This is a genomic window from Alteribacillus sp. HJP-4, from assembly GCF_042139015.1.
GTDB lineage: Bacteria > Bacillota > Bacilli > Bacillales > Marinococcaceae > JBHIKY01.
The window spans coordinates 73,538-94,133 of the sequence record NZ_JBHIKY010000007.1; the positions used below are offsets into that span (position 1 = coordinate 73,538).

Below are 20,596 nucleotides of genomic sequence, written 5' to 3' on the forward strand. Positions count from 1 at the left end.
TGTTCATCAGCAGAAACTCAGTTTTACTATTACCCTCCCATTCACCTGAAAATTCCAGGGTACGAATCACCAAAATTAGTCCTTGTCTTTGTTTTTAATGTTTCTATGCTCGGCTTTTACAAACGGCTTCTCTTCGCGCAGAGCTTTGAACAGCGCATAAATCATTACAAGCATAATTATAGAAAACGGGAAGGCAGCCACGATCATAGCATTTTCAAGTGCCTGAAGCCCCCCGGAATATAAAAGTATAGCAGCCGTTGCAGAAAGAATAATTCCCCAGAGGAACTTCACTCCAGTCGGCGGATTTAATGAACCGTTCGTTGTCTGCATTCCAAGAACGAAGGTAGCCGAATCTGCGGAGGTGATAAAAAAGGTTGCAATTAATGTCATCGCAAGAATGGACATAAGTTCACCAATCGGATAATTTTCAAGCATCCCAAATAATGCTTCTTCTGTGGCAAGCTCTGAAATAACAGCCGTCCCTTCTGATTCCAGAAGTATCGCCGCGCCTCCAAAGAAAGAAAACCATAAGAAGCCGACCAGCGAAGGCACAAGCAGTACTCCTGCTGTAAATTCACGCAGCGTACGACCTTTCGAAACTCTTGCAATAAAAGTTCCGACAAACGGTGACCAGGCGATCCACCATGCCCAGAAGAATACCGTCCAGCCATCGATCCATGCACGGGCGTCCTCCTCAAGAGGAGCTATGCGAAAGCTCATGGTCGGCAGCGTTTGTATATACTTGCCTAATGTATCTGTAAAAATATTTATCGAAAACAATGTGGGACCTGCTGCCATAATGAAAACAAAAAGAAGCAGAGCCAATATCATATTTACATTACTAAGTATCTTAATTCCTTTGTTCAGCCCAGTATATGCCGAAATAAGAAATAAGAAAGTCACAATCGCAATGATCGTAAATTGAACCCCAAAGCCGAGTGGCAGACCGTACATAAAAGAAAGACCGCCATTTATCTGCACTGCCCCAAATCCAAGAGTAGTGGCAATGCCGGAAACAGTTGCCGTTATGGCGATAATATCGATCGTTTTACCAAGAGGGCCGGCAGGATTCATCACAGGGCTGAGAGTGGCACTAATCATACCAGGGGCGCCTTTTCTAAATTTAAAGTATGCAAGACAAATTGCAACGATTGCATAAATGGCCCATGCATGCAGTCCCCAATGAAAAAAAGTGAATCTCATCGATTCTAATATTGCTTCATTCGTGCCTTCCTCCACCGTAGGGGAATCAATCATATAGTGGGAAATTGGCTCTGCCGCTCCCCAGAAAACGAGACCGATGCCCATTCCTGCACTAAAAAGCATGGCAAACCATGTCGGATAACTATAGTCTGGCTTGTCGTCGGGTCTTCCAAGCCGTATTTTTCCATAAGGACTGAATATAAAATATACACAAACAAGCACGAACACTGAAACAATAATTAAGTAATACCATCCAAAGCGAGTAGAAATAAAGGTCTGAGCGGCCGCAGTCCCTGTTTCCAATGCATCAGGAGCAATCCACCCAAATAATATCGCAAAAAATAATATTCCTGTAGTAACATAAAATACCGTTCCTAGAGATTTCTTTGTCTCCATGTCCCATCTCCTTCCAATACATATGTAATAGTGTTCTGCAGCCTTTGGTTCACTATTCAGTTTTTCTAAATCAATATTCTTCGACATTAGTCGACGATTATACTTGCTATTCCCCTCATGTTTTATAATAATCCTGATTCTGCTTTCAGAGCACAAGTTTAGATATTTAAATGAAAAAAGCATACAATGGTCTCTTTGAACCCAAATAGTTGAAGCACTTCTTTCATTATGTTTTTATAATATAAGGTATTGCAAATAAATAAGGAGGCAGAGCATGAACCTTCTAAAATTAAATAATCAAGACGATCGGCTGGATGCTTTAAAGGAAGCTGTAAAGCCGTTCGAAGATAGAGCCTGGAAGCATGATAAAGAAGGGACATTTCCGACAGAAAATATAAAAGAGCTTCAATCTATTCACTATACGGCCCTGACCGTACCTGAAGAGTATGGTGGAAAGAACATCTCATTATTAGAGCTTGTGAAAGCACAGGAAATTATCTCAAAAGCAGACGGATCAACTGGACTTTCCGTTGGCTGGCACATGGGAATAGTAAAAAATTTAGCTGAAACAAAAGCGTGGCCGCAACAATTATATAAAGAATTTTGTGAAAAGGCCGTAAACGATGGAGCGCTTCTTAACAACACTGCCTCAGAAACCGCTACTGGCAGCCCTACCAGGGGTGGGAAACCTACTACGATTGCAGTGAAAAATGGAGAAGACTGGCTGATTTCAGGCCGGAAAACATTCACAACAATGGCACCAGTTCTCGATTTTTTTGTTGTCAGCGCAGCTATTGAAGGAGAAGATAGTGTCGCTAACTTTCTCATTTCAAGAGAAAGCAATGGGCTCTCGATCGAGGAAACCTGGGATTCAATGTCAATGCGCGGAACCGGAAGTCATGACCTCGTGCTTGACAAAGTCCATGTTCCTGCCAACCGCCTTGCAGCATATTTGACTCCCGGCGACAAAGCTGCAGCTGGATGGCTGCTTCATATCCCTGCCTGTTATCTCGGCATTGCACGTGCTGCAAAAGAATATGCTTCCTCCTTCGCACTGGAATATTCACCTAACAGTATTGAGGGGACGATTTCAGAACTTCCAAACGTCCGGCAGAAAATCGGGGAAATGGAGCTGAAGGTGATGCAGAGCCAGCATTTCCTTTACTCGGTCGCCAGCCAATGGGATAATGCCTCAGAGACAGAACAACAGGCAATGAAGCCTGAACTTGGTGCAGTAAAACTCAGTGTTGTTAATGATGCAATTTCCATTGTTGATCTTGCCATGCGTCTTACTGGGGCAAGAAGCTTATCAGCAAAAAATCCTTTGCAGCGCTATTATCGTGACGTCCGTGCCGGCCTCCATAATCCGCCGATGGACGATATGACAATCATGCTGCTCGCCTCTCACACTCTATCCAACTCTCGGACATAGATCAGAGCCTTGCTCTGGTCTTATATATATATTCATTCCCTCGTTAAAATCATATCCCATCCTGTTCGTGGTTTATTTCTTCCAATAAAGTGGAAAGTTAATCATTGTGATACATGACCACAAGGAGGTAGAAAATAAATATGGATATAATGCACCGTCAAAAAGAAGGTCAGCCCGGGCAGACCCAGGCAAAGCAGCCAGGTATCGAGTCAGAAATGAACCCGCTGCCTGTTCAGCCTAAAGAGTACAAAGGCAGTGATAAACTAAAGGGACGTACAGCGCTCATTACCGGTGGAGACAGTGGTATAGGCCGTGCGGTGGCCATGGCATATGCTAAAGAAGGTGCCGATGTTTCAATTGTATATTTAGATGAGCACAGCGACGCTGAGGAGACGAAAGCAGCGGTAGAAACTGAGGGTGTTCAATGTCTTCTGCTTCCAGGAGACATCAAACAAGAAGCATTTTGCAAAGAGGTGGTTCAAAAGACCGTCGATCATTTTGGAAAGCTTGATATTCTTGTTAACAACGCTGCAATTCAATACGTTCATGACAGTATATTGGACGTGAGTGCAGAACAGCTTGAGGAGGTATTCCAGACCAACTTTTTCTCTGTGTTCCATATAACAAAAGCTGCGGTGCCGCATCTAAAAGAAGGCAGTACAATTATTAACACAGCTTCCATTAATGCCTACCGCGGTCATCCAAGCCTGATTGACTATTCTTCGACAAAAGGGGCGATCGTTACCTTCACGCGCAGTATGGCAACAGCGCTTGTGGAACAGGGAGTTCGAGTTAACACAGTAGCTCCAGGGCCAATATGGACTCCTCTCATTCCAGCTACATTCCCGGCTGAGGGAGTGGAGAAATTCGGTACAAATACCCCAATGGGCCGTCCAGGGCAGCCTTCTGAGCATGCCGGCGCATATGTACTGCTGGCATCTGATGAGTCAACTTATATGACAGGGCAAACCATTCATATTAATGGAGGGGAATATATTTCGTCTTAACAATAACGAGGCTGGGACAATACCCAGCTTCGTTATTATTTTCTCAGACTTGGTAACATCAGGGCATGAGGTGTGCTGCCGGCTCATAAATTTTTAATGACTGCCGGCTTTTTCTTTAGTGATTTTCTGCGTACGGTGGTTAAAAAAACACCGGAGATTACAATAAATGCACCAATTAATTGAACGTGAGTTACATTTTCTCCTAGAAACAGTAATGCTCCCGCCATTGTAAAGACTGGAAGTAAATTTAAAAATACTGCCGAAATCGATGGGCCGACTTCTTCAATAGCTTTATTGTACAAGATTAATGCAATCACAGATGGAAAAATTCCGAGGTACGCCACCCCAAGCAGGCGATCGGCTCTCCAAAGGTCAGGCCATCCCAGCCTGAACCATTCCACCGCAGCAAATGGAAGCAGTGCAAGAATGGCAATTGCAAGCATTACTACTAATGTACCGTACACAGGGAACTTCATCATATGGTACTTAACAAGCATAGAATACGAGACCCAGGTCACTACGGCTCCAATCATTATGACATCTCCGATATTAAATGCCATGGACGCAAGCACCTGCCAGGAACCATTTGTAATGACCCAGACTGCTCCCCCTACGGAAAGCAGAACACCGATCCACTGTAAGGGGCGGAGCTTTTCTTTTAAAAATAACAAGCTGATTAAAATCGTAACGACGGGGATGGCGGATTCCATAATTGCCACATTGGTCGGGCTCGTGAATTGGAGAGAGGCATAGATTAAGGCATTAAAAAAAGCCACTCCAGTGAGTGCCATGCCGAGCAGCGGCTTCCATTCGCTCACGAATGTACTTTTGTATTTAATTGCCTGTGAAAGGCCAATCGGTAATATTATTAAAAAAGCGAGTGTCACTCTGGAAAATGCAATAGTAAAAGGGGGAAGATCGCTGATAGCTTTCCCAACAATAATATTCCCGGAGAAGATAATAACAGTAATGAGAAGAAAAATATACGCTTTCATATGACATAGACCCTTTCTTCAGCTTCTCATCCATTGTACTTCTCTTCTCCGGAAATTTACAGTTAACAGCTTTATGATTTTTTGAAAGTATAGGATGGAGCACCTTTTATATCTAAAGATATCCGAAAGAGGCCTCCTGCTTCCGGCTGCATGCGGCGTTCTTCCTCTGAAAATATCATCTTTGCTGTAGTGATGTATAAATCCTTCCTCTCCGGTCCGCCAAACGTACAAGATGTACATAATGATACCGGCATTTGAATAGAATCCATTTTTTCTCCCGTAGCGGGATTCCAGCGGGCTACCTGACTTCCGTTGAAATGGGCTATCCAAAGCATTCCTTCTTCATCAATCGTCATACCGTCTGGACGGCCTTCGTTTTCCGGGACATGAAATGCAGTGGCCTCGTTTACGATTTCCCCCGTGTCACGGTTTAAATCAAAAACCTGAACTTTTTTTGTCGGAGTATCAATGTAATACATTTTCGAACCGTCCGGCACCCACGCCAGCCCATTGGAAATGGTGACGTTTGTTTTCACGGTCTCTATCGAATAATCATGATTTAATCGATAAAGGGAACCGGTTCCACTTTCTCCGTGAAGAGACATCGTCCCTGCCCAGAAGCGACCGTGCGGATCTACCTTACCATCGTTAAATCGGTTGCCATCTTTTTTCTCTTCCGGGTCTGAAATAAATGTTAACCTTTCTGTTTTTTCCTCCCATTCGTAGAAACCGGTTTCAGTGGCAAGCAGCAATGTCCCACTTTTTATAAGAACTGCTGCGCCAGTCCGTATGCCTATGTGAAAAATTTTCTCTTCACTTGTATCCGGGTTATACTTAAGTAATTTTTCTCCTTCGATATCCACCCAGTAGAGCACATTATTGTAGTGATCCCACACCGGCCCTTCTCCAAGCTCCGCCTTAAATTCACTTATTTGTTCAAGATTACCCACATAAGACGCCTCCTTTATTCTTCTTTTAACCCTAAACCTTCTTTATTGAAACATTATTCTTGTACAAATATCAGTTTATATATAAACTGATAAGGGTAAAATCATTGAAAGACTACCTGAAAGGGTCCGATGTCTATGAAAATGACTAAACATGATGAACGGCTGGGGCTGATGATCTGGTTCCGGCTTTCGCGATTTTATAACGAAAGCCTGAGGAAATCCAATCAACATTTAAAAGCTTATAACCTTACCGTTGCTCAATTTGACGTACTCGTTCAAACCGGAGCGCACGAGCCGTTAAGTCAGCAGCAGCTCGCTGATAAGCTTTTTGTTACCAAAGGAAACATGACTCAATTATTGAAAAAGCTCGAAGACCGGGGATTGATTTTACGAGAGCAGATATGGCGCACAAAAACGCTGTCGCTCACTCAAGCAGGTGTTGATCTATTAAATAAAACCGCAGCTGCACAAGAAAGTTTTCAAGCTTCCCAATTTCAAGGCCTGGCGAGAGAAGAGCAAAAGCAACTGCTGGAATTGTTGAGAAAACTACAAAAAACTAATAAACATTCAGGAGGTATTTAAAAATGGAATTAAAAGGAATTCATCACTTATCCGCCATTACTGCGAATGCGAAAGAAAATTTAGATTTCTATACAAAAGTGCTTGGACTCCGACTTGTGAAAAAGACAGTGAATCAGGATGACACATCCGTATATCACTTATTTTACGGTGATGAACGCGGGAACCCGGGAACGGAGCTGACGTTTTTTGAAATTCCGATGGCCGCACCAAATAAGCCGGGCACAAGCAGCATATCCGCTACTTCCCTGCGCGTGCCCAATAACGAAGCACTTCAATATTGGAAACAGCGTCTGGATGATCATGGGGTACAGCACGAAGAAATTGCATACCGGGCCGGGCGCAGTACCTTGGCTTTTACTGATTTTGAAGGGCAGCGCTTGATACTTGTTTCAGATGAAAATAATGAAGGGGTTGAAGGCGGACGTCCATGGGAAAGAGCCTCTGTGCCACAGAAATACGGTGTTACCGGATTAGGCCCCATCAGGCTCACTGTGCGCAAGGCTGAATCGACTGTCCATGTGCTCACCGAAGTAATGGGCTTCCGCAAAAAATCTACCTACCCTTCTCATGAAGATGGTCAGCCTGATATTATCGTGTTTGAAACAGGAAAGGGCGGGAGCGGTGCTGAAGTTCATATAGAGGAACGCCCGGATTTACCATTTGAACGGCAGGGACGCGGAGGAGTTCATCATGTTGCTTTCCGAGTGGAAGACAGGGCAGCGCTTGATGAATGGATCCAGCACATTACCAATGCAGGTCTGCCAAATTCGGGATTTGTGGAGCGTTATTATTTCAAGTCTCTTTATTTCCGCGAACCAAACGGCATTTTGTTTGAAATTGCGACGGATGGACCAGGATTTGACGGGGATGAGGATATTAATCATCTTGGCGAATCTCTAGCTCTTCCTCCTTATTTGGAAAATAAACGAGAGCAGATTGAAGCAAGCTTAAAACCACTTAATTATAAACCAGAACAGTTATAAAGGAGCGTAGGTAAATATGAAGCATATTTATAAAGAAGGCTCAGACAAAAACGCACCTGTATTACTTCTGCTTCATGGAACCGGAGGCACCGAAGAAGATCTGCTGGAGGTTGGGCGGATGATTGATCCGGAAGCCTCTATACTCAGTGTGCGCGGTAATGTTGTAGAAAATGGAATGCCCCGGTATTTCCGTAGAGTTGCTGAAGGTGTCTTTGATGAGGAGGACCTGATTTTCCGCACAAAAGAGCTTCATGATTTCCTCGATGAAAGTGCAAAAAAGTATGGATTTGACCGAAGCAATATTGTGGCTGCCGGCTATTCAAATGGAGCAAATATCGCAGGGAGCCTGCTGTTTCACTACAACCATTCATTAAAAGGGGCACTGCTTTTTCACCCGATGGTGCCGCGCCGAAATATCGATTTGCCTGACTTAACCGGTACGGGAGTGTTTATAGGCGCAGGAGAAAACGATCCTATCTGCTCCCCGCAGGAAACGAAGGATTTGTCTGCCATGCTTGAAAGCGCAGGAGCCACGGTAAGTGTTCAATGGGAGCACAGCGGTCATCAATTAACTGTGACAGAAGTGCAGGGAGCGTCAGCTTTTTATCAGAAGCACTTAAAATAACTCCTGTAGATGTAAATGAAGAATAATTTTGGCCGGGCAGCAGAAGCCCGGCCTTTTCTGTATTTACAAAGGTTCTAATACATCATGGTATTTCGATGTTTCTTTTAAAACTTTCTCAGCATAGGAGCATTTCGGTATAATGGTTTTATTTTCTGCCCTGGCAAGTTCTACCACATTATGAACCAGCTCTCTTCCAGTTCCCTTCCCGCGGAGCTCCTCTGATACGTAGGTACTGTCAATAATTAAACTTTCATCCTGTCTCGTAAACGAGATTTCCGCTTTACGTTCTCCGTTCGTTTCTAAATAAAATGTATTGCTTCCTTGTTTCAATTCAGCCATCCATCATCGCTCCTTCCTTATAGATATTATTCCCTGAAGAAACGATGAAAAAACTAGGATGGCCATTGAATTTCTTTTTCTAAAATTTCACCATCCGATACGCCACTTTTGTTTAAAGAATTTTCTTTGGCCTGGACACATACATAGTAGAGACTTTCATCTGAGTTATTGCGAAAAATTCTTGAGCCTGCTGGTGCAACTTTCACAACGGAGCCTTCTTCTATATCAAATGTCTCATCGTCCACTTGAAACTGGCCCTTTCCGGAAATAAAGATGTATAGCTCTTCATTTTCTCCGTGCTTGTGATGAAATGGCATCGAGGTATGCGGAGGAAATGAATTCACAGAAACCTCCATACTAGTAAGCTCCAGAAGCTCATTTAGAAACACCTTCCCGCGTGCTTTTACAGGTTCTTCAATTTTGTGGCTTTTTAAGTTTTCCATTTTCCCCAGGTCCACTGCGTTATAATTGGAGCCTGTTTTCTTTTCAATCATCTTTACACCCTCCCGTATCCTTCTTCTATATTCTGTCTACGCACACCTATCGTGCATCTTGAGATACATATAAGCCGCTTCTGTTCGTCTTCAATTTTTATTTCCCACACCATGGTCGTTCTCCCAATATGAAGAGGGATTCCTGTTGCTGTCACGGTGCCGTCCTTTTTAGACCTTATATGATTGGCATTAATCTCTACTCCGACTACAAATTCCTTCTCCTGATCAATAAGGTTCCACGCTCCGACACTGGCGACCGTCTCCGCAAGAGCCACGGAAGCTCCCCCGTGCAGCAGCCCCATCGGCTGACGAGTTGCGTTATGTACAGGCATGGTGGCAATAACTTTCGTTTCTTCCAGCTCTAAAAAATGAATGCCTAATGCTTCAACAAGAGTATTTTGGAAGCGTCTTTTCACAATTTCCATCGTTTTTCCTCCATTAATTAAAGATCATATTCCATCCACTCCGCCGTCAGCTTTACAGCTTGTTCACCATGCAGCTTGTTGATTATATGAAAAGCCATATTTATTCCCGCGGAAATTCCTCCGGAGGTAATAATGCTGTCTTCGTCCACAAATTTAACATTGCGGAGCACTTCTACTTCTTTGAATTCTTCAAGCCTCTCATAGGAAGCCCAGTGAGTAGTTGCACACTTTCCATTTAATAACCCAGATTTCGCCAGCACCAGCGCTCCTGTGCAGACGGAGGTAATGATTTCGGCACTTCGCTGCTGTTCTTTTATCCAGTGATGTAATCGTTCCTTGTGCATTTCTGTTTCCCTAGCGCCTTTACCGCCGGGGATAACTAAAATATCAAAAGCAGGCGCTGTGCTTAAGCTGTAATCTGGAACGACACGGAGCCCGTTACGGGCTGTTACTGCTTCTCCATTTTCAGAGACTGTACTAACATTAAAAAGCTTTTCCTCTATGTTGCCTGCAGATGCAAAAGCTACTGAGAAAACTTCAAACGGACCTGCAAAATCTAATACTTCTACATCTTTAAAAAGATAAATACCCACTCGCTTTTTGTTCACGACTAAACTACTCCTTTCCTAAAGCCATTACTTCTTCATATAGATGTAAATATCCTGTTGTCTTGTTTGATTCTCCAATCATGCTGTGTTATTATCAACTATGTATTAAATCGTATTCATTACGATTTGTAAAATATAAAGGAAAGGAGAATGACGGATGGCCAAAAAGTCAAAAGTCGTGAAAGAACAAAAACGCCGGGAGACCGTTGCAAAGTACGCTGAACTGCGTCAGGAGCTAAAAGAAAAAGGCGATTATGAAGCACTTCGAAAGCTGCCTCGTGATTCTTCTCCCACCCGCTTGAATAACCGCTGCGAGCTGACCGGAAGACCTCGAGGATATATGAGAAAATTTAACATGTCACGCATCGCCTTTCGTGAGCTTGCCTATAAAGGCCAAGTCCCTGGTGTGAAAAAATCCAGCTGGTAACACATGACATTTATGACCCCTCTTTTCAAATAGATTAGAAAAACCACAGTCGCCCCCGCTGTGGTTTACTATTTTTTATATTGTTATTCAGCTTTAAAGTTGGGCTTTCTTTTCTCTTTAAATGCTTCGAGTGCTTCCAGACGGTCTTCAGTTGGAATGATTACTTCATATGCCTTTGCTTCTATGGCAAGTCCTGTATTTAAATCAGTATTGTTCCCATGATTTATAGCATACTTCGCCTGGATTAAAGCAAGAGGCCCATTAGCCATCATTTCTTCAGCTAATTCTCTTGCACCCTTCATTAGTTCCTCTTCTGTAAAAACCTTATTCACAACCCCTAGCTCTTTTGCTGTCTCAGCGTCAATTTTTCTGGCAGTCAAGATCAGCTCTTTTGCATGAGATGGTCCGATTAACCTTGTTAAGCGCTGTGTACCTCCTGCTCCTGGAATAATAGCCAGACTCACCTCTGTCAGACCCATGACAGCACTTTCAGCTGCATAGCGGAAGTCACATGCAAGCGCAAGCTCAAGCCCCCCTCCTAATGCGTAACCATTAATGGCAGCGATTACTGGCTGCGGAAGGTTTTCTATGGAGGAAAATAAGCTTCGAAGCATTCGTACATTTCTTTTTACTTCTTTTTCAGACAATGATTTTCTTTCTTTCAGATCTGCGCCTGCACTGAATGCTTTCTTCCCAGCTCCAGTAATAATTACTGTTCGAATATCTTTTTCCACTTGAATTAGCTCTACTATCTCCAGGAATTCCTGCAATGTCTGAAAGTCAAAGCAGTTTAATTGCTCAGGGCGGTTTAATGTTATAATTCCTAAATGATCCTGCTTATCAAAGATAATTTTTTTCATAATTTTCCCCCATTAAAAATTTGAATGGAAATGAAACCACTTTCATAATAACGCATATTTTAAATAGTATTAAGAGAAATATGCAACATTATATAAGCTCACATGATGGATATTGCATATATCAATTAATTTTTATATTAGAAAAAACGGCTCTTTAGTTTTTATACTAAAGAACCGTCCGTAGGGTTGAAATTTGAAATTATACTCCTGGCAGAATATTACGCTTGTACATTGCTGCAATTAAATGTAAAAATAATGCAGGAATTCGTTTTGGGCAATAACGTTTTTTGTAAAATCGTGTAAAAGCATTTTTTAAGTCATCCCATTGACTGCATTCTTTTGTTTGCCTGTACCTTGCTACGTCTATGATCTTTACAGTGCCTTGTCTGGTAATTAATATGTTTCTTAAATGAATATCGGAGGGATTCAGCCCCTTCCGTCTGGCAAGGTCCAACGCCTGGTCTACTTGTTCTAGATCCGTCTCACTCACCGGCAGTCCAAAACGCAGGCATTCAAACAGCGTATGTCCATCTACAAACTCCAATACAATAAAGTTCTTTCCTGTACCGTAAAGTTCAGGGTAAAAGGGCAATCCTTCAAGAGCTGCGTAGATTTCTGATTCTTCTGCTGCAATATGTTCATATTCAGGAAAAAAAAGCTTCAGCACCTTGTTTGTTCCCCGGATCCGAAAGGCGAATGCACTTCTGCCCTTTCCGATCAAATCAAGCTGGTCATCCTTTGATACAAGCCACGTCCGCGAACCTTTACCAACAAAAACGACACTATCAGCAAGTTCACTATACGATTTCACTTGCATTTACTCCCTTCTTTCCTCCCCTTGCATTCATTATATCACCAAAACAGAAAGAAAGAATAAGTAATGATTTGAATCAATCTCTAATTGATTTTTCTGAATACAAAACACGAACATGCCGAAGCTTGCTTAAGGATTCTAGCAGAAAAGCCAGCGGCAGCCACTGTACGCTTCCTCCACTCGAGATATTTCTTCTCTGTTTTCCCCAACTTAAAAAGACGAGAAACGGAAAAATAATGTTGAAAACTCCGCAAAAATAGTTCTTATTCTTTTGATGCAGCTGGCCTTTCGGTCGATTTATCCGCTTCACCGGCATTTTTACTGGCCGCCTTACGATTTTCTTTCATTTCTTGAATAGTCTTCACCTGCAGCCGTGCTGCTCCGCGATAATTTTTTGTCGGAAGCGGGTTTTTTTCAGCCATTCGAAGCTTTGCTTCGGCTATTGCTTGACCATATTGTGGCAGCCATATTTCCTGGGCAATTAACATTTCATCTGTCATCTGCCATATTTCCTGCGGGTTGCAGACAGCTCCAGTTAAAGGGTCAAGCATCATTGCCTGGCGCAGCAGCTGATCATCACCAGAAACGGCGGCTTCGACGGCGAGTCTCTGTACAGAAATACTCACATTGCATACCGCCGCCGGTCCCATCGGAAGCTCGCCTGTCTGCGTCATATGAATACCGCTCCGGTCTACATACCCTGGCGCTTCAACGATAGCATCCTCGGGCAGATTAGCTATCGTGTTCTGATTTACGACATTAAAATGCCCGCGATAAATACGTCCGGTTTCAAGTCCTTCAATTATATATGACCCATGCTCCTGCCCCCGCTCACCTGCAGTGTAAGTAAAAGCAGGCTCTTTCATCCAATTTGGGAAATCCGTTTCAAACCAATTGCGCCCTTCCTTACAGACCCTCAAATATCCTCCTGTTTCTCCATTGATCCACGATCCAAGATCAATCCATTCCTTGATTTCTTCCGGACGCTTTCTGTACCACGGGAGATATTCACTTAAGTGGCCATTAGATTCAGTACTGTAAAAGCCAAAACGCCTCAGCATATCAATTCTCACTTTTTCTGTTTTACTGTATTCTGGATGGTTTTCAAATGCCTCCAGCAATTGACCGGTCAAATCTCTGCCTTGATGACGGATTTGAATATACCAGGTCTGATGATTAATTCCTGCACAGACAATATCGACTTCTTCCTGCTTAAGATCAAATACTTCCGCAATCTGCCGGTGTCCGCCTTGAACTCCATGACAGAGCCCAACCGTTCGGACACCCCCATACTTATTGGATGCCCAGGTGAGCATTGCCATTGGATTTGCATAATTTAACATCAGACACTCCGGCTCAGCAACCTCACGAATGTCTTTACAAAATTCCAATACTGCATGAATTCCCCTTTGTCCATACATAATACCGCCCGGACCAAGTGTGTCACCGACACATTGATCGACTCCATATTTTAAAGGAATATCAATATCTTTTTCAAAAGCTTCCAGCCCACCAATTCGTACAACAATAAAAATGTATCTGGCACCCTTTAACGCCTCCCGCCGATCAGTGGTCGCCTGAATATTAATGCTGAGTCCATTTTCATTTATATCCCTTTGACAGAGCTCAGTTACCATCTCAAGGTTGTGGTCGTCAATATCTGTAAACGCCACCTCTATCTGACGAAATTCCGGCACAGCTAATAAATCTCTTAATAGCCCGCGTGTGAATCCAATACTCCCCGCTCCAATAAAAGCTACTTTAAAACTCATCCAGTATCCCCTCCAAAAAATAAAAACGTGCTCGCTAAGCAAATACATGGTACGTTGATAATTACTATGATAAAGCGCTTTCCTAACAGGAACAACGGTAATAAGGTATAAGAAAGGGGTAATAAATTGTCCTTAAAGAATTATGGCTTTAATTTTCAAAACTCCTCTAATCCCACGAATCTTTTAGTGGCAGGCCGCGAAAAACAAACGTCTGTTAGTTATGATTGGAATGGATTAACCCGCCAGGATATTGGTTCTTACCTTTTTCAATACACTATTTCCGGAAACGGAGTCCTGGAGATGAATAAGAAAAAATACCAATTATCAGCCGGACGGGCCTTTCTTGTGGAGATTCCCAGCGACCATCGCTACTATCTTCCAAGTAAAAGCAGTCATTGGGAGTTTGTGTTCATCATTCTCGGCGGTGAATATACACGTTCCTGCTGGAGTGATATTCTGCAGTTAAATGGTCCGGTTATGGATGTCCCACCCGATGCAAAAGTCATTCAGTCTTTATTTACCATTTATGATGAAACGAGCACTGGCAGAATCACCGACTCATACTATGCCTCCGCGAAAGCCTATGAATTTATTATGGAGTGCTACAGGTTTGTGAAAAAGATCGACAAAAAAGTTGATCTTCCTCCACACATGTCCAAAGCAATTACATATTTGCATGCCTCTTATCAGAAGCCTGTGACTGTAGAGGAATTGGCTGAGTTGGCAGAACTGTCCAGAGGATATTTTATTAAGCAGTTTCAAGAATTTTTTCACCTTACCCCCAAGCAATATATCACCAGGTTAAGGATTCAATATGCGGTGGAGCTGCTTCAAAATACAGATCTGCCAGTGAAGACAATTGCATTAAAAACGGGGTTTTCCGATGATAATTATTTTTACAAAGTGTTTCGAAAAATGATTGGCATTTCGCCTGGAAAGTTTCGAAACAGCGAAGATCGAATCACTGTAAACCATATCATTATCTAAACATGAAAGGATGAGTCAGAATATGACCTTATTTTCTCCAACAGCACTTCAAGGAAAACATGCTCTCATCACTGGTGCCAGCGGTGGAATCGGTTACGCTGCGGCCAAGCAGCTCACTGAAACCGGAGCTAAAATTACAATCACAGGCAGACGCAGAGAAAAACTTGAAAAATTAAAGGAAGAAATTCTTTTAACCAACTCAAAAGCAGAAATTTATATACACACTGCCGATATTGGAAGAAAAACGGATAGAAATGAGCTTGTGGATTCAGCTACTGTAAAGCACGGTCCTATCAGTCTGCTCGTTAATTCTGCCGGAGTCAGTGGCGGCGCTGTTGTCGAGGAGCTCACGCAGGCTGAGATGGAAAAAATTATGCATGTGAATTACACTTCAGCTGTCCTATTAACTCAAAAAATTTATGAATCCATGCGCAGCCAGAAAGAAGGCGCAATTGTAAATGTTTCATCGCTGTCGGGACTTCGGGGAACCTATGGGAATACTGCCTACGCCGCTTCAAAGTTCGCATTAATTGGATTTACACATTCAATGGCAGTAGAAGCCATTCCCCATGGCATTCGTGTCAATGCAGTCTGCCCAGGATTTGTTAATACAGAAATGGGCAGACGCGCTATTCAGCGGATTGCAGACCGAAATGGAAATACATTCGAAGAACAGATGGAGATTGCTGCTAACGGCCTCCCTTCCGGCCGAATTACCGAACCTGAGGAAGTAGCACACACCATTGTTTTTTTGCTGACTGATGCAGCAGCTAACATCGTCGGAGAATCAGTGAAAATTTCAGGAGGAAGTGTTTTGAGATAATCTTTAGTTTCTTATTTGTATTGGCGTAGTGGAAAGTCCGTTTTGGTTTGTGTGCTGCTAGTTCTCCGGACCCTGCTTCCGCTAATCACTTCAAAAAGCGCGTTTTACTGTGTTTGCTGCTTTTTAAAACAACACCGCCCCTGCAATCGCAGGTTTTCAAATGTATATATTTATACCAGATTTTAAAAATCAACCCGAAAAAAATTCCTTCAAAAAAAATTCAAATTTCAGCGTTTTTATATGTCTTTTTTGTGAATCATTTGTTACAATAAACGTAACTTAATAAATGAAACCGTTTACTAATGAATTTACTTCAAACGACATTACTAAAGAGGTGTGCTAATATGGATGTTCTTCTAATTTTTATGCTGTTGGCGTCAGTCAGCCCGTTGATTTTTTGGAGAAGGGGCTATAAGTGGCTTTCCGTTATACAGTTTGCTTTAATGCTCGGCATGTGGGATTATTTCTATAGTCATTTCACATCAATTACGTTGTTAAATGCTCCTACTTCTGTAATCGCATTCTACGGAAGCCTTGCGTTGGCAGATGTAGCATTGATTATGCTGATGATTACTTTCTTCAAAGAATTGGAAATCAAACAGCCGATGCGCCGCCTGCGCTCTGAGCTGCAATCCAGTATTCGTTCCAATTAGAAACTAAACCCGGCCTCAGTGCCGGGTTTTCCTATGCAGAAAACCCTCTGAAGCTCTTGCTCCAGAGGGTTCTTAAATTAGTGGTCCATATCCTCGTGTTCTTCATGTTCTTCTGAATCAGATCCGCCTTCATCAGGGCCTCCGCCATGATCATGATGATATCCGAAGGACATAACCCAAACCGATCCTGCCACAATGACAGCCGCTGTGAAAAATCCGAATAGAATATTGCCTGTCTGCAGGCCGCCACTGTCTGTTTCCGTCATATGCATAAACATGAACAGCTGAATTGCAGCTTGAATTACGGCAAGCACCATAATGATAATAATGATCCAGGTCGTCGGCAATCCGCTTCCAAGAGCAGTATACGCAGCAACAAGTGTCAGAATAATAGAAGCGAGAAAACCAATCACGTGTTTTTTAGGGAAACGTTCATCGGTATGTGAACTCATCTATACCACCATCCCTATCAGGTAAACACCTGTGAAAATAAAGATCCAGACAACATCTAAAAAGTGCCAGTAAAGACCAACAATAAATATCTTCTTCGCGGTCATAGGATTCAGACCCCGCATGATAACCTGTATAAGCGCCATCACTGCCCAGCCAATACCTAAGGTGACGTGCAGGCCATGTGTGCCGGTGAGAATGAAGAAGCCTGACCAAAATGCGCTCGACGTCATGGCGGCGTCCTCATGAATATAGTGAACGAATTCGTAAATTTCAAATCCAAGGAAGCCAAGCCCGAGAGCAAGTGTAATGCCCATCCATACGAGCATTCCTTTTTGAGAGCCCCTCCTCATTTCGTGAATAGCCAGTCCGCACGTAAAGCTGCTTGTCAGAAGCAGAAAGGTCATGATGAGGACCATCGGCAGTTCGAACAGTTCATGTGGTGTATTTGCATCACCGGTACGCCCGAACATGACGGCGTACGTGGCGAACAACGTAGAAAAAAGCGCTACCTCCGCACCAAGAAATATCCAGAAGCCAAGGATGTCCATTCTGCCTTGATGGGAACGATATTCGATAGGGCCGGTTTTTAAATCTGCATGTCCACTCATCGTTTATCCTCCCTTGCTTCTTTTTCTGTCCGTTTAATTTCATCCACCGGGACATGGAATCCGTCGTTATTTTCAAAGGAACGGATGCCCATATAAACAATCGCCCCAATTAATGCTGGAATCGCCATCCAGAACCATTCCCAGACAAGACCGAAGCTTGCCACAAATAAGAAGGCCATCATAATGAAAGGTGTGCCCGTGTCATTAGGCATATGAATCGGTTCCAGCTTGCTTTCATCGTACGTCACTCTTTTATTCTTCTTCATGTGCCAGAAGGCTTCTGGTGCTTCCACATGAGGGATTGTAGCAAAATTGTAAAAAGGCACTGGCGTCGGTGTTGCCCATTCAAGTGCTCTTCCGTTCCAAGGGTCTCCGGTAGTTTCACGAGTGCTGTAGCGGAAGCTGTAATAAATGTTATATACAAAGACAGCAAACCCTGCAGCCATTAAAATAGCACCGATAGAAGCCGTTACATTAAGTGCCATCCATTCCGGTTCAATTGTATACGTCCGCCGAGGCATTCCTGCAAATCCGAGGAAATACATCGGAAAGAAACATACATTAAAACCTATCACAAACAGCCAGAAGCTAATTTTTCCGTAAAACTCATTCATCTTGTGACCAAACATTTTAGGGTACCAGAATGTCAGACCTGCAAAGCAGCCGAATACTGTCCCAGAGATCAGTACATAGTGAAAGTGCGCGACAAGAAAATACGTATTGTGATACTGATAATCTGCTGCAGCCATGGCAAGCATTACACCAGTTACACCACCGACTACAAAGCAGGGTATAAAGGCAAGTGCCCACAGCATCGGAGTTTCAAAGGTAATTTTCCCTTTATACATCGTTCCAAGCCAGTTAAATATCTTCACTCCGGTAGGAACCGCAATCAGCATAGTGGTAATGGAGAAGAACGAATTGACAGTTCCGCCCGCTCCCATCGTAAAGAAATGGTGGACCCATACGAGGAAGCTTAATCCAGCGATGACCACCATCGCATAGACCATTGCTTTATATCCAAACAACTGCTTACGTGCAAATGTTGAAATAACTTCAGAGAATATACCGAAAGCAGGAAGTGCTACGATATAAACCTCGGGATGCCCCCACAGCCAGAAAAGGTTCGCCCACATCATAGGCATGCCCTCACCGGCAAGCGTAAAGAAATGAGAACCAAATATCCGGTCAACTGTCATTAACGCCAATGCTACCGTTAAAATTGGAAAAGCAAATACGATAATAAGCGAAGTGATCAAGGTGGACCACGTAAAGATTGGAAGCCTCATCATTGTCATGCCTGGAGCCCGCATCTTAAATATTGTTACCATAAAGTTGATGCCTGTAGCGAGCGTACCAATACCAGAAAGCTGAAGACCAAGCAAATAGTAATTCTGCGCAGGCCCGGGATTAAGCTCTGAGCCTGCCATAGGGGTGTAGGCGGTCCAACCGTTGTCAGGTGATCCCCCAATTACAAAGGAAATATTGAATAACATTGCCCCAAAAGCGAATGACCAGAAGCTTAGGTTATTCAGTGCCGGAAAGGCAACATCTCTTGCCCCAATCTGCAGGGGAACAACATAGTTCATTAACCCTATTAGAAACGGCATCGCCATGAAAATTATCATGATTGTACCGTGAGTAGTAAAGATTTCGTTATAGTGCTGAGAATCCAAAAATTCCATCCCTGGCAGCGTCAGCTGCGTACGCATTAGTAAAGCATCGACCCCGCCCCGGAAAAGCATCGCCAGCGCGGCGATAATATACATAATACCGATCTTTTTATGGTCTACTGTAATGATCCATTCCCGCCAGAGCCAGCCCCATTTTCTAAAATAGGTTAATACAAACAATATGGCAGCTGAGACGAGAACGATAGAGACCATCGCCCCGTAAATTAGAGGCTGGCCGGTGACTAAAAAGTCTTCTAGAAGAAAATCTATAAAACCAAGGTTCAAGTCGTTTCACCTGCTTTCCGATGTGCGATATTAGTCATTGCTTCCCGCACCTTCTTCTACTCCTCTGCCGCCTTTTAGATGCAGCTTATTCTCATATACATCGGGACCATAACGTTCGACAGTATAGTCTCTTCCTTCATTTGTCCCATGGTCTACATACTCTAAATGAGTAGAGGAAAATTCCTGTTCTTCGACCAGTCCTGGCGCAAGCATGGCGTCATACTCGTCCTGCGATAATTCAGGAGCATTATTGCTTACCTCGTCTGCCCAGTCCACAAACTCCTCTTCGTTCTGAGCAATCACTTCGAAGGTATGCTCTGCAAAACCAGAACCGTTATAGTTTGAGTTCCGGCCGTCATACGTCCCTTCTTCATCTGCCTGGAGATATAATTTGGTTTCCATTCCGGCCATGTTATACTTCTGCCCGCCTAAAGCAGGAATCCAGATGGAAGCCATCGAATCAGCCGAAGACAGTCTAAATTCAATCGCCCGGTCTGTCGGAATGTGTAAGTAATTGACCGTTTCAATTCCCTGCTCCGGATAACTGAAAAACCATTTCCAGTCTGCAGCCGTTGCATAAACAACGAGCGGTTCTTTATCACTTGTAGCCTCAGGGGGCTCCTCAAGATCCATAATCGTAATAACAGTCGGAACAGATAGCGCTCCGACAATAATAAACGGTATAATCGTCCAGACAATTTCAAGCATTGTGTTTCCCTCGTGGTCAGGATCATAGTCTTTTTCATCACGATTTGGACGATCTCGATATTTGACTAACATGTACGTGAACAATACAAATACGACCACGACTATGACAAGCATTAAAATAATAGAAAACATTATGAGATCTTTTTGGGCGGATCCGACCGGACCTTTTGGATCCAGCACTGTAAGCTCTGCACATCCCCCTGTGAGTAACAGAAAAGCGAGAGCCGGCAATAGTGCTAAGCGTTTTACCCAGGAATTTAATTGCCTCACCGGACGCAGCACTCCTTTCTATATAGATATATCTCTTAATTTATGATGTGAACCTTTTCCCTGTACTGGCGAAAAATACACAAGTTTATCATAGCAGATATGTTACAATTTGAGGCTTTCTGTCAGTACCTGTCAAACAACTCTCACGAAAATGTTTCAAAATAAACACAAATCCTTCATAAAACAGTCAATATTGAAAACGGTTCATTGAGATAATCTGTTAT

Annotated in this window: 23 protein-coding genes; 9 read left to right on the forward strand and 14 right to left on the reverse strand. The window is 43.2% G+C overall.

The features are described 5' to 3' along the window. Nucleotides 1–75: 75 nt before the first annotated feature. Entirely contained in the window at nucleotides 76–1,599 is a 1,524-nt protein-coding gene (locus ACE4RR_RS08370; protein WP_375534964.1) for a glycine betaine uptake BCCT transporter, read from the reverse strand. Nucleotides 1,600–1,873: 274 nt separating this feature from the next. On the opposite strand from ACE4RR_RS08370, the gene ACE4RR_RS08375 reads away from it, so the two are divergent. Both ACE4RR_RS08375 and ACE4RR_RS08380 read left to right on the forward strand, forming a co-directional pair. Beyond that, on the forward strand, nucleotides 1,874–3,031 hold the full coding sequence (locus ACE4RR_RS08375) for an acyl-CoA dehydrogenase family protein (protein ID WP_375534965.1): 1,158 nt from the start codon (nucleotides 1,874–1,876) through the stop codon (nucleotides 3,029–3,031). A 140-nt stretch (nucleotides 3,032–3,171) separates the two neighbouring features. After that, nucleotides 3,172–4,038 (forward strand): SDR family oxidoreductase, encoded by an 867-nt coding sequence (locus tag ACE4RR_RS08380; RefSeq protein WP_375534966.1) that lies wholly within the window; start codon nucleotides 3,172–3,174, stop codon nucleotides 4,036–4,038. An 83-nt stretch (nucleotides 4,039–4,121) separates the two neighbouring features. On the opposite strand, the gene ACE4RR_RS08385 is transcribed toward ACE4RR_RS08380, so the two are convergent. Both ACE4RR_RS08385 and ACE4RR_RS08390 read right to left on the reverse strand, forming a co-directional pair. Further along, complete coding sequence (locus tag ACE4RR_RS08385) at nucleotides 4,122–5,033, reverse strand: DMT family transporter (RefSeq protein WP_375534967.1); 912 nt, start codon at nucleotides 5,031–5,033, stop codon at nucleotides 4,122–4,124. A gap of 71 nt (nucleotides 5,034–5,104) precedes the next feature. Then, nucleotides 5,105–5,983, reverse strand: coding sequence for an SMP-30/gluconolactonase/LRE family protein (locus ACE4RR_RS08390; RefSeq protein ID WP_375534968.1), 879 nt, complete (start codon nucleotides 5,981–5,983; stop codon nucleotides 5,105–5,107). 141 nt (nucleotides 5,984–6,124) lie between these two features. On the opposite strand from ACE4RR_RS08390, the gene ACE4RR_RS08395 reads away from it, so the two are divergent. The 3 genes from ACE4RR_RS08395 to ACE4RR_RS08405 are packed head-to-tail and all read left to right on the forward strand — an operon-like array spanning nucleotide 6,125 to nucleotide 8,173. Next, the gene (locus ACE4RR_RS08395) at nucleotides 6,125–6,565 is read left to right on the forward strand and encodes a MarR family winged helix-turn-helix transcriptional regulator (RefSeq protein WP_375535095.1); all 441 of its coding nucleotides are present in this window, start codon (nucleotides 6,125–6,127) and stop codon (nucleotides 6,563–6,565) included. Nucleotides 6,566–6,567: 2 nt separating this feature from the next. Further along, nucleotides 6,568–7,548, forward strand: coding sequence for a ring-cleaving dioxygenase (locus ACE4RR_RS08400; protein WP_375534969.1), 981 nt, complete (start codon nucleotides 6,568–6,570; stop codon nucleotides 7,546–7,548). 16 nt (nucleotides 7,549–7,564) lie between these two features. Then, complete coding sequence (locus tag ACE4RR_RS08405) at nucleotides 7,565–8,173, forward strand: alpha/beta hydrolase (protein WP_375534970.1); 609 nt, start codon at nucleotides 7,565–7,567, stop codon at nucleotides 8,171–8,173. A gap of 63 nt (nucleotides 8,174–8,236) precedes the next feature. Here ACE4RR_RS08405 and ACE4RR_RS08410 read toward each other — a convergent pair whose 3' ends face one another. Genes ACE4RR_RS08410 through ACE4RR_RS08425 form a run of 4 tightly spaced genes read right to left on the reverse strand, consistent with a single transcriptional unit; the run spans nucleotide 8,237 to nucleotide 10,039 of the window. Beyond that, complete coding sequence (locus tag ACE4RR_RS08410; RefSeq protein ID WP_375534971.1) at nucleotides 8,237–8,512, reverse strand: GNAT family N-acetyltransferase; 276 nt, start codon at nucleotides 8,510–8,512, stop codon at nucleotides 8,237–8,239. Between the two features lie 53 nt (nucleotides 8,513–8,565). Beyond that, nucleotides 8,566–9,006 carry a cupin domain-containing protein gene (locus ACE4RR_RS08415; RefSeq protein WP_375534972.1) on the reverse strand — a complete coding sequence of 147 codons (441 nt, stop codon included), beginning with the start codon at nucleotides 9,004–9,006 and terminating at the stop codon, nucleotides 8,566–8,568. A 2-nt stretch (nucleotides 9,007–9,008) separates the two neighbouring features. Then, nucleotides 9,009–9,431, reverse strand: coding sequence for a hotdog fold thioesterase (locus tag ACE4RR_RS08420; RefSeq protein ID WP_375534973.1), 423 nt, complete (start codon nucleotides 9,429–9,431; stop codon nucleotides 9,009–9,011). Nucleotides 9,432–9,448: 17 nt separating this feature from the next. After that, entirely contained in the window at nucleotides 9,449–10,039 is a 591-nt protein-coding gene (locus ACE4RR_RS08425; protein WP_375534974.1) for a DJ-1/PfpI family protein, read from the reverse strand. A gap of 157 nt (nucleotides 10,040–10,196) precedes the next feature. On the opposite strand from ACE4RR_RS08425, the gene rpsN reads away from it, so the two are divergent. Continuing rightward, complete coding sequence (rpsN, locus tag ACE4RR_RS08430) at nucleotides 10,197–10,466, forward strand: 30S ribosomal protein S14 (RefSeq protein WP_375534975.1); 270 nt, start codon at nucleotides 10,197–10,199, stop codon at nucleotides 10,464–10,466. Nucleotides 10,467–10,549: 83 nt separating this feature from the next. On the opposite strand, the gene ACE4RR_RS08435 is transcribed toward rpsN, so the two are convergent. From ACE4RR_RS08435 to melA, 3 genes are all read right to left on the reverse strand, one after another. Next, nucleotides 10,550–11,326 carry an enoyl-CoA hydratase-related protein gene (locus ACE4RR_RS08435; RefSeq protein WP_375534976.1) on the reverse strand — a complete coding sequence of 259 codons (777 nt, stop codon included), beginning with the start codon at nucleotides 11,324–11,326 and terminating at the stop codon, nucleotides 10,550–10,552. Between the two features lie 199 nt (nucleotides 11,327–11,525). Then, the gene (locus tag ACE4RR_RS08440; RefSeq protein ID WP_375534977.1) at nucleotides 11,526–12,143 is read right to left on the reverse strand and encodes a protein kinase family protein; all 618 of its coding nucleotides are present in this window, start codon (nucleotides 12,141–12,143) and stop codon (nucleotides 11,526–11,528) included. Nucleotides 12,144–12,403: 260 nt separating this feature from the next. Continuing rightward, nucleotides 12,404–13,912, reverse strand: coding sequence for an alpha-glucosidase/alpha-galactosidase (gene melA / locus ACE4RR_RS08445; protein WP_375534978.1), 1,509 nt, complete (start codon nucleotides 13,910–13,912; stop codon nucleotides 12,404–12,406). A gap of 126 nt (nucleotides 13,913–14,038) precedes the next feature. Here melA and ACE4RR_RS08450 point away from each other — a divergent pair, with 126 nt between their 5' ends. From ACE4RR_RS08450 to ACE4RR_RS08460, 3 genes are all read left to right on the forward strand, one after another. Continuing rightward, the gene (locus ACE4RR_RS08450) at nucleotides 14,039–14,899 is read left to right on the forward strand and encodes an AraC family transcriptional regulator (RefSeq protein WP_375534979.1); all 861 of its coding nucleotides are present in this window, start codon (nucleotides 14,039–14,041) and stop codon (nucleotides 14,897–14,899) included. 22 nt (nucleotides 14,900–14,921) lie between these two features. After that, nucleotides 14,922–15,722: an SDR family NAD(P)-dependent oxidoreductase gene (locus ACE4RR_RS08455; RefSeq protein ID WP_375534980.1), complete on the forward strand. Its 801-nt coding sequence runs from the start codon at nucleotides 14,922–14,924 to the stop codon at nucleotides 15,720–15,722. A gap of 344 nt (nucleotides 15,723–16,066) precedes the next feature. Continuing rightward, entirely contained in the window at nucleotides 16,067–16,375 is a 309-nt protein-coding gene (locus ACE4RR_RS08460; protein WP_375534981.1) for a hypothetical protein, read from the forward strand. Nucleotides 16,376–16,452: 77 nt separating this feature from the next. Here the strand turns inward: ACE4RR_RS08460 and qoxD are convergent, their stop codons facing one another. The 4 genes from qoxD to qoxA form a co-directional block, all read right to left on the reverse strand. Next, nucleotides 16,453–16,827 carry a cytochrome aa3 quinol oxidase subunit IV gene (gene qoxD, locus ACE4RR_RS08465; protein ID WP_375534982.1) on the reverse strand — a complete coding sequence of 125 codons (375 nt, stop codon included), beginning with the start codon at nucleotides 16,825–16,827 and terminating at the stop codon, nucleotides 16,453–16,455. Next, the gene (gene qoxC / locus ACE4RR_RS08470) at nucleotides 16,828–17,436 is read right to left on the reverse strand and encodes a cytochrome aa3 quinol oxidase subunit III (protein ID WP_375534983.1); all 609 of its coding nucleotides are present in this window, start codon (nucleotides 17,434–17,436) and stop codon (nucleotides 16,828–16,830) included. It lies immediately after the preceding gene. After that, nucleotides 17,433–19,322, reverse strand: coding sequence for a cytochrome aa3 quinol oxidase subunit I (qoxB, locus tag ACE4RR_RS08475; protein ID WP_375535096.1), 1,890 nt, complete (start codon nucleotides 19,320–19,322; stop codon nucleotides 17,433–17,435). Before qoxB ends, qoxC begins: the two co-directional genes overlap by 4 nt. Nucleotides 19,323–19,424: 102 nt before the next feature. Next, entirely contained in the window at nucleotides 19,425–20,372 is a 948-nt protein-coding gene (qoxA, locus tag ACE4RR_RS08480) for a cytochrome aa3 quinol oxidase subunit II (RefSeq protein WP_375534984.1), read from the reverse strand. Nucleotides 20,373–20,596: the final 224 nt, after the last annotated feature.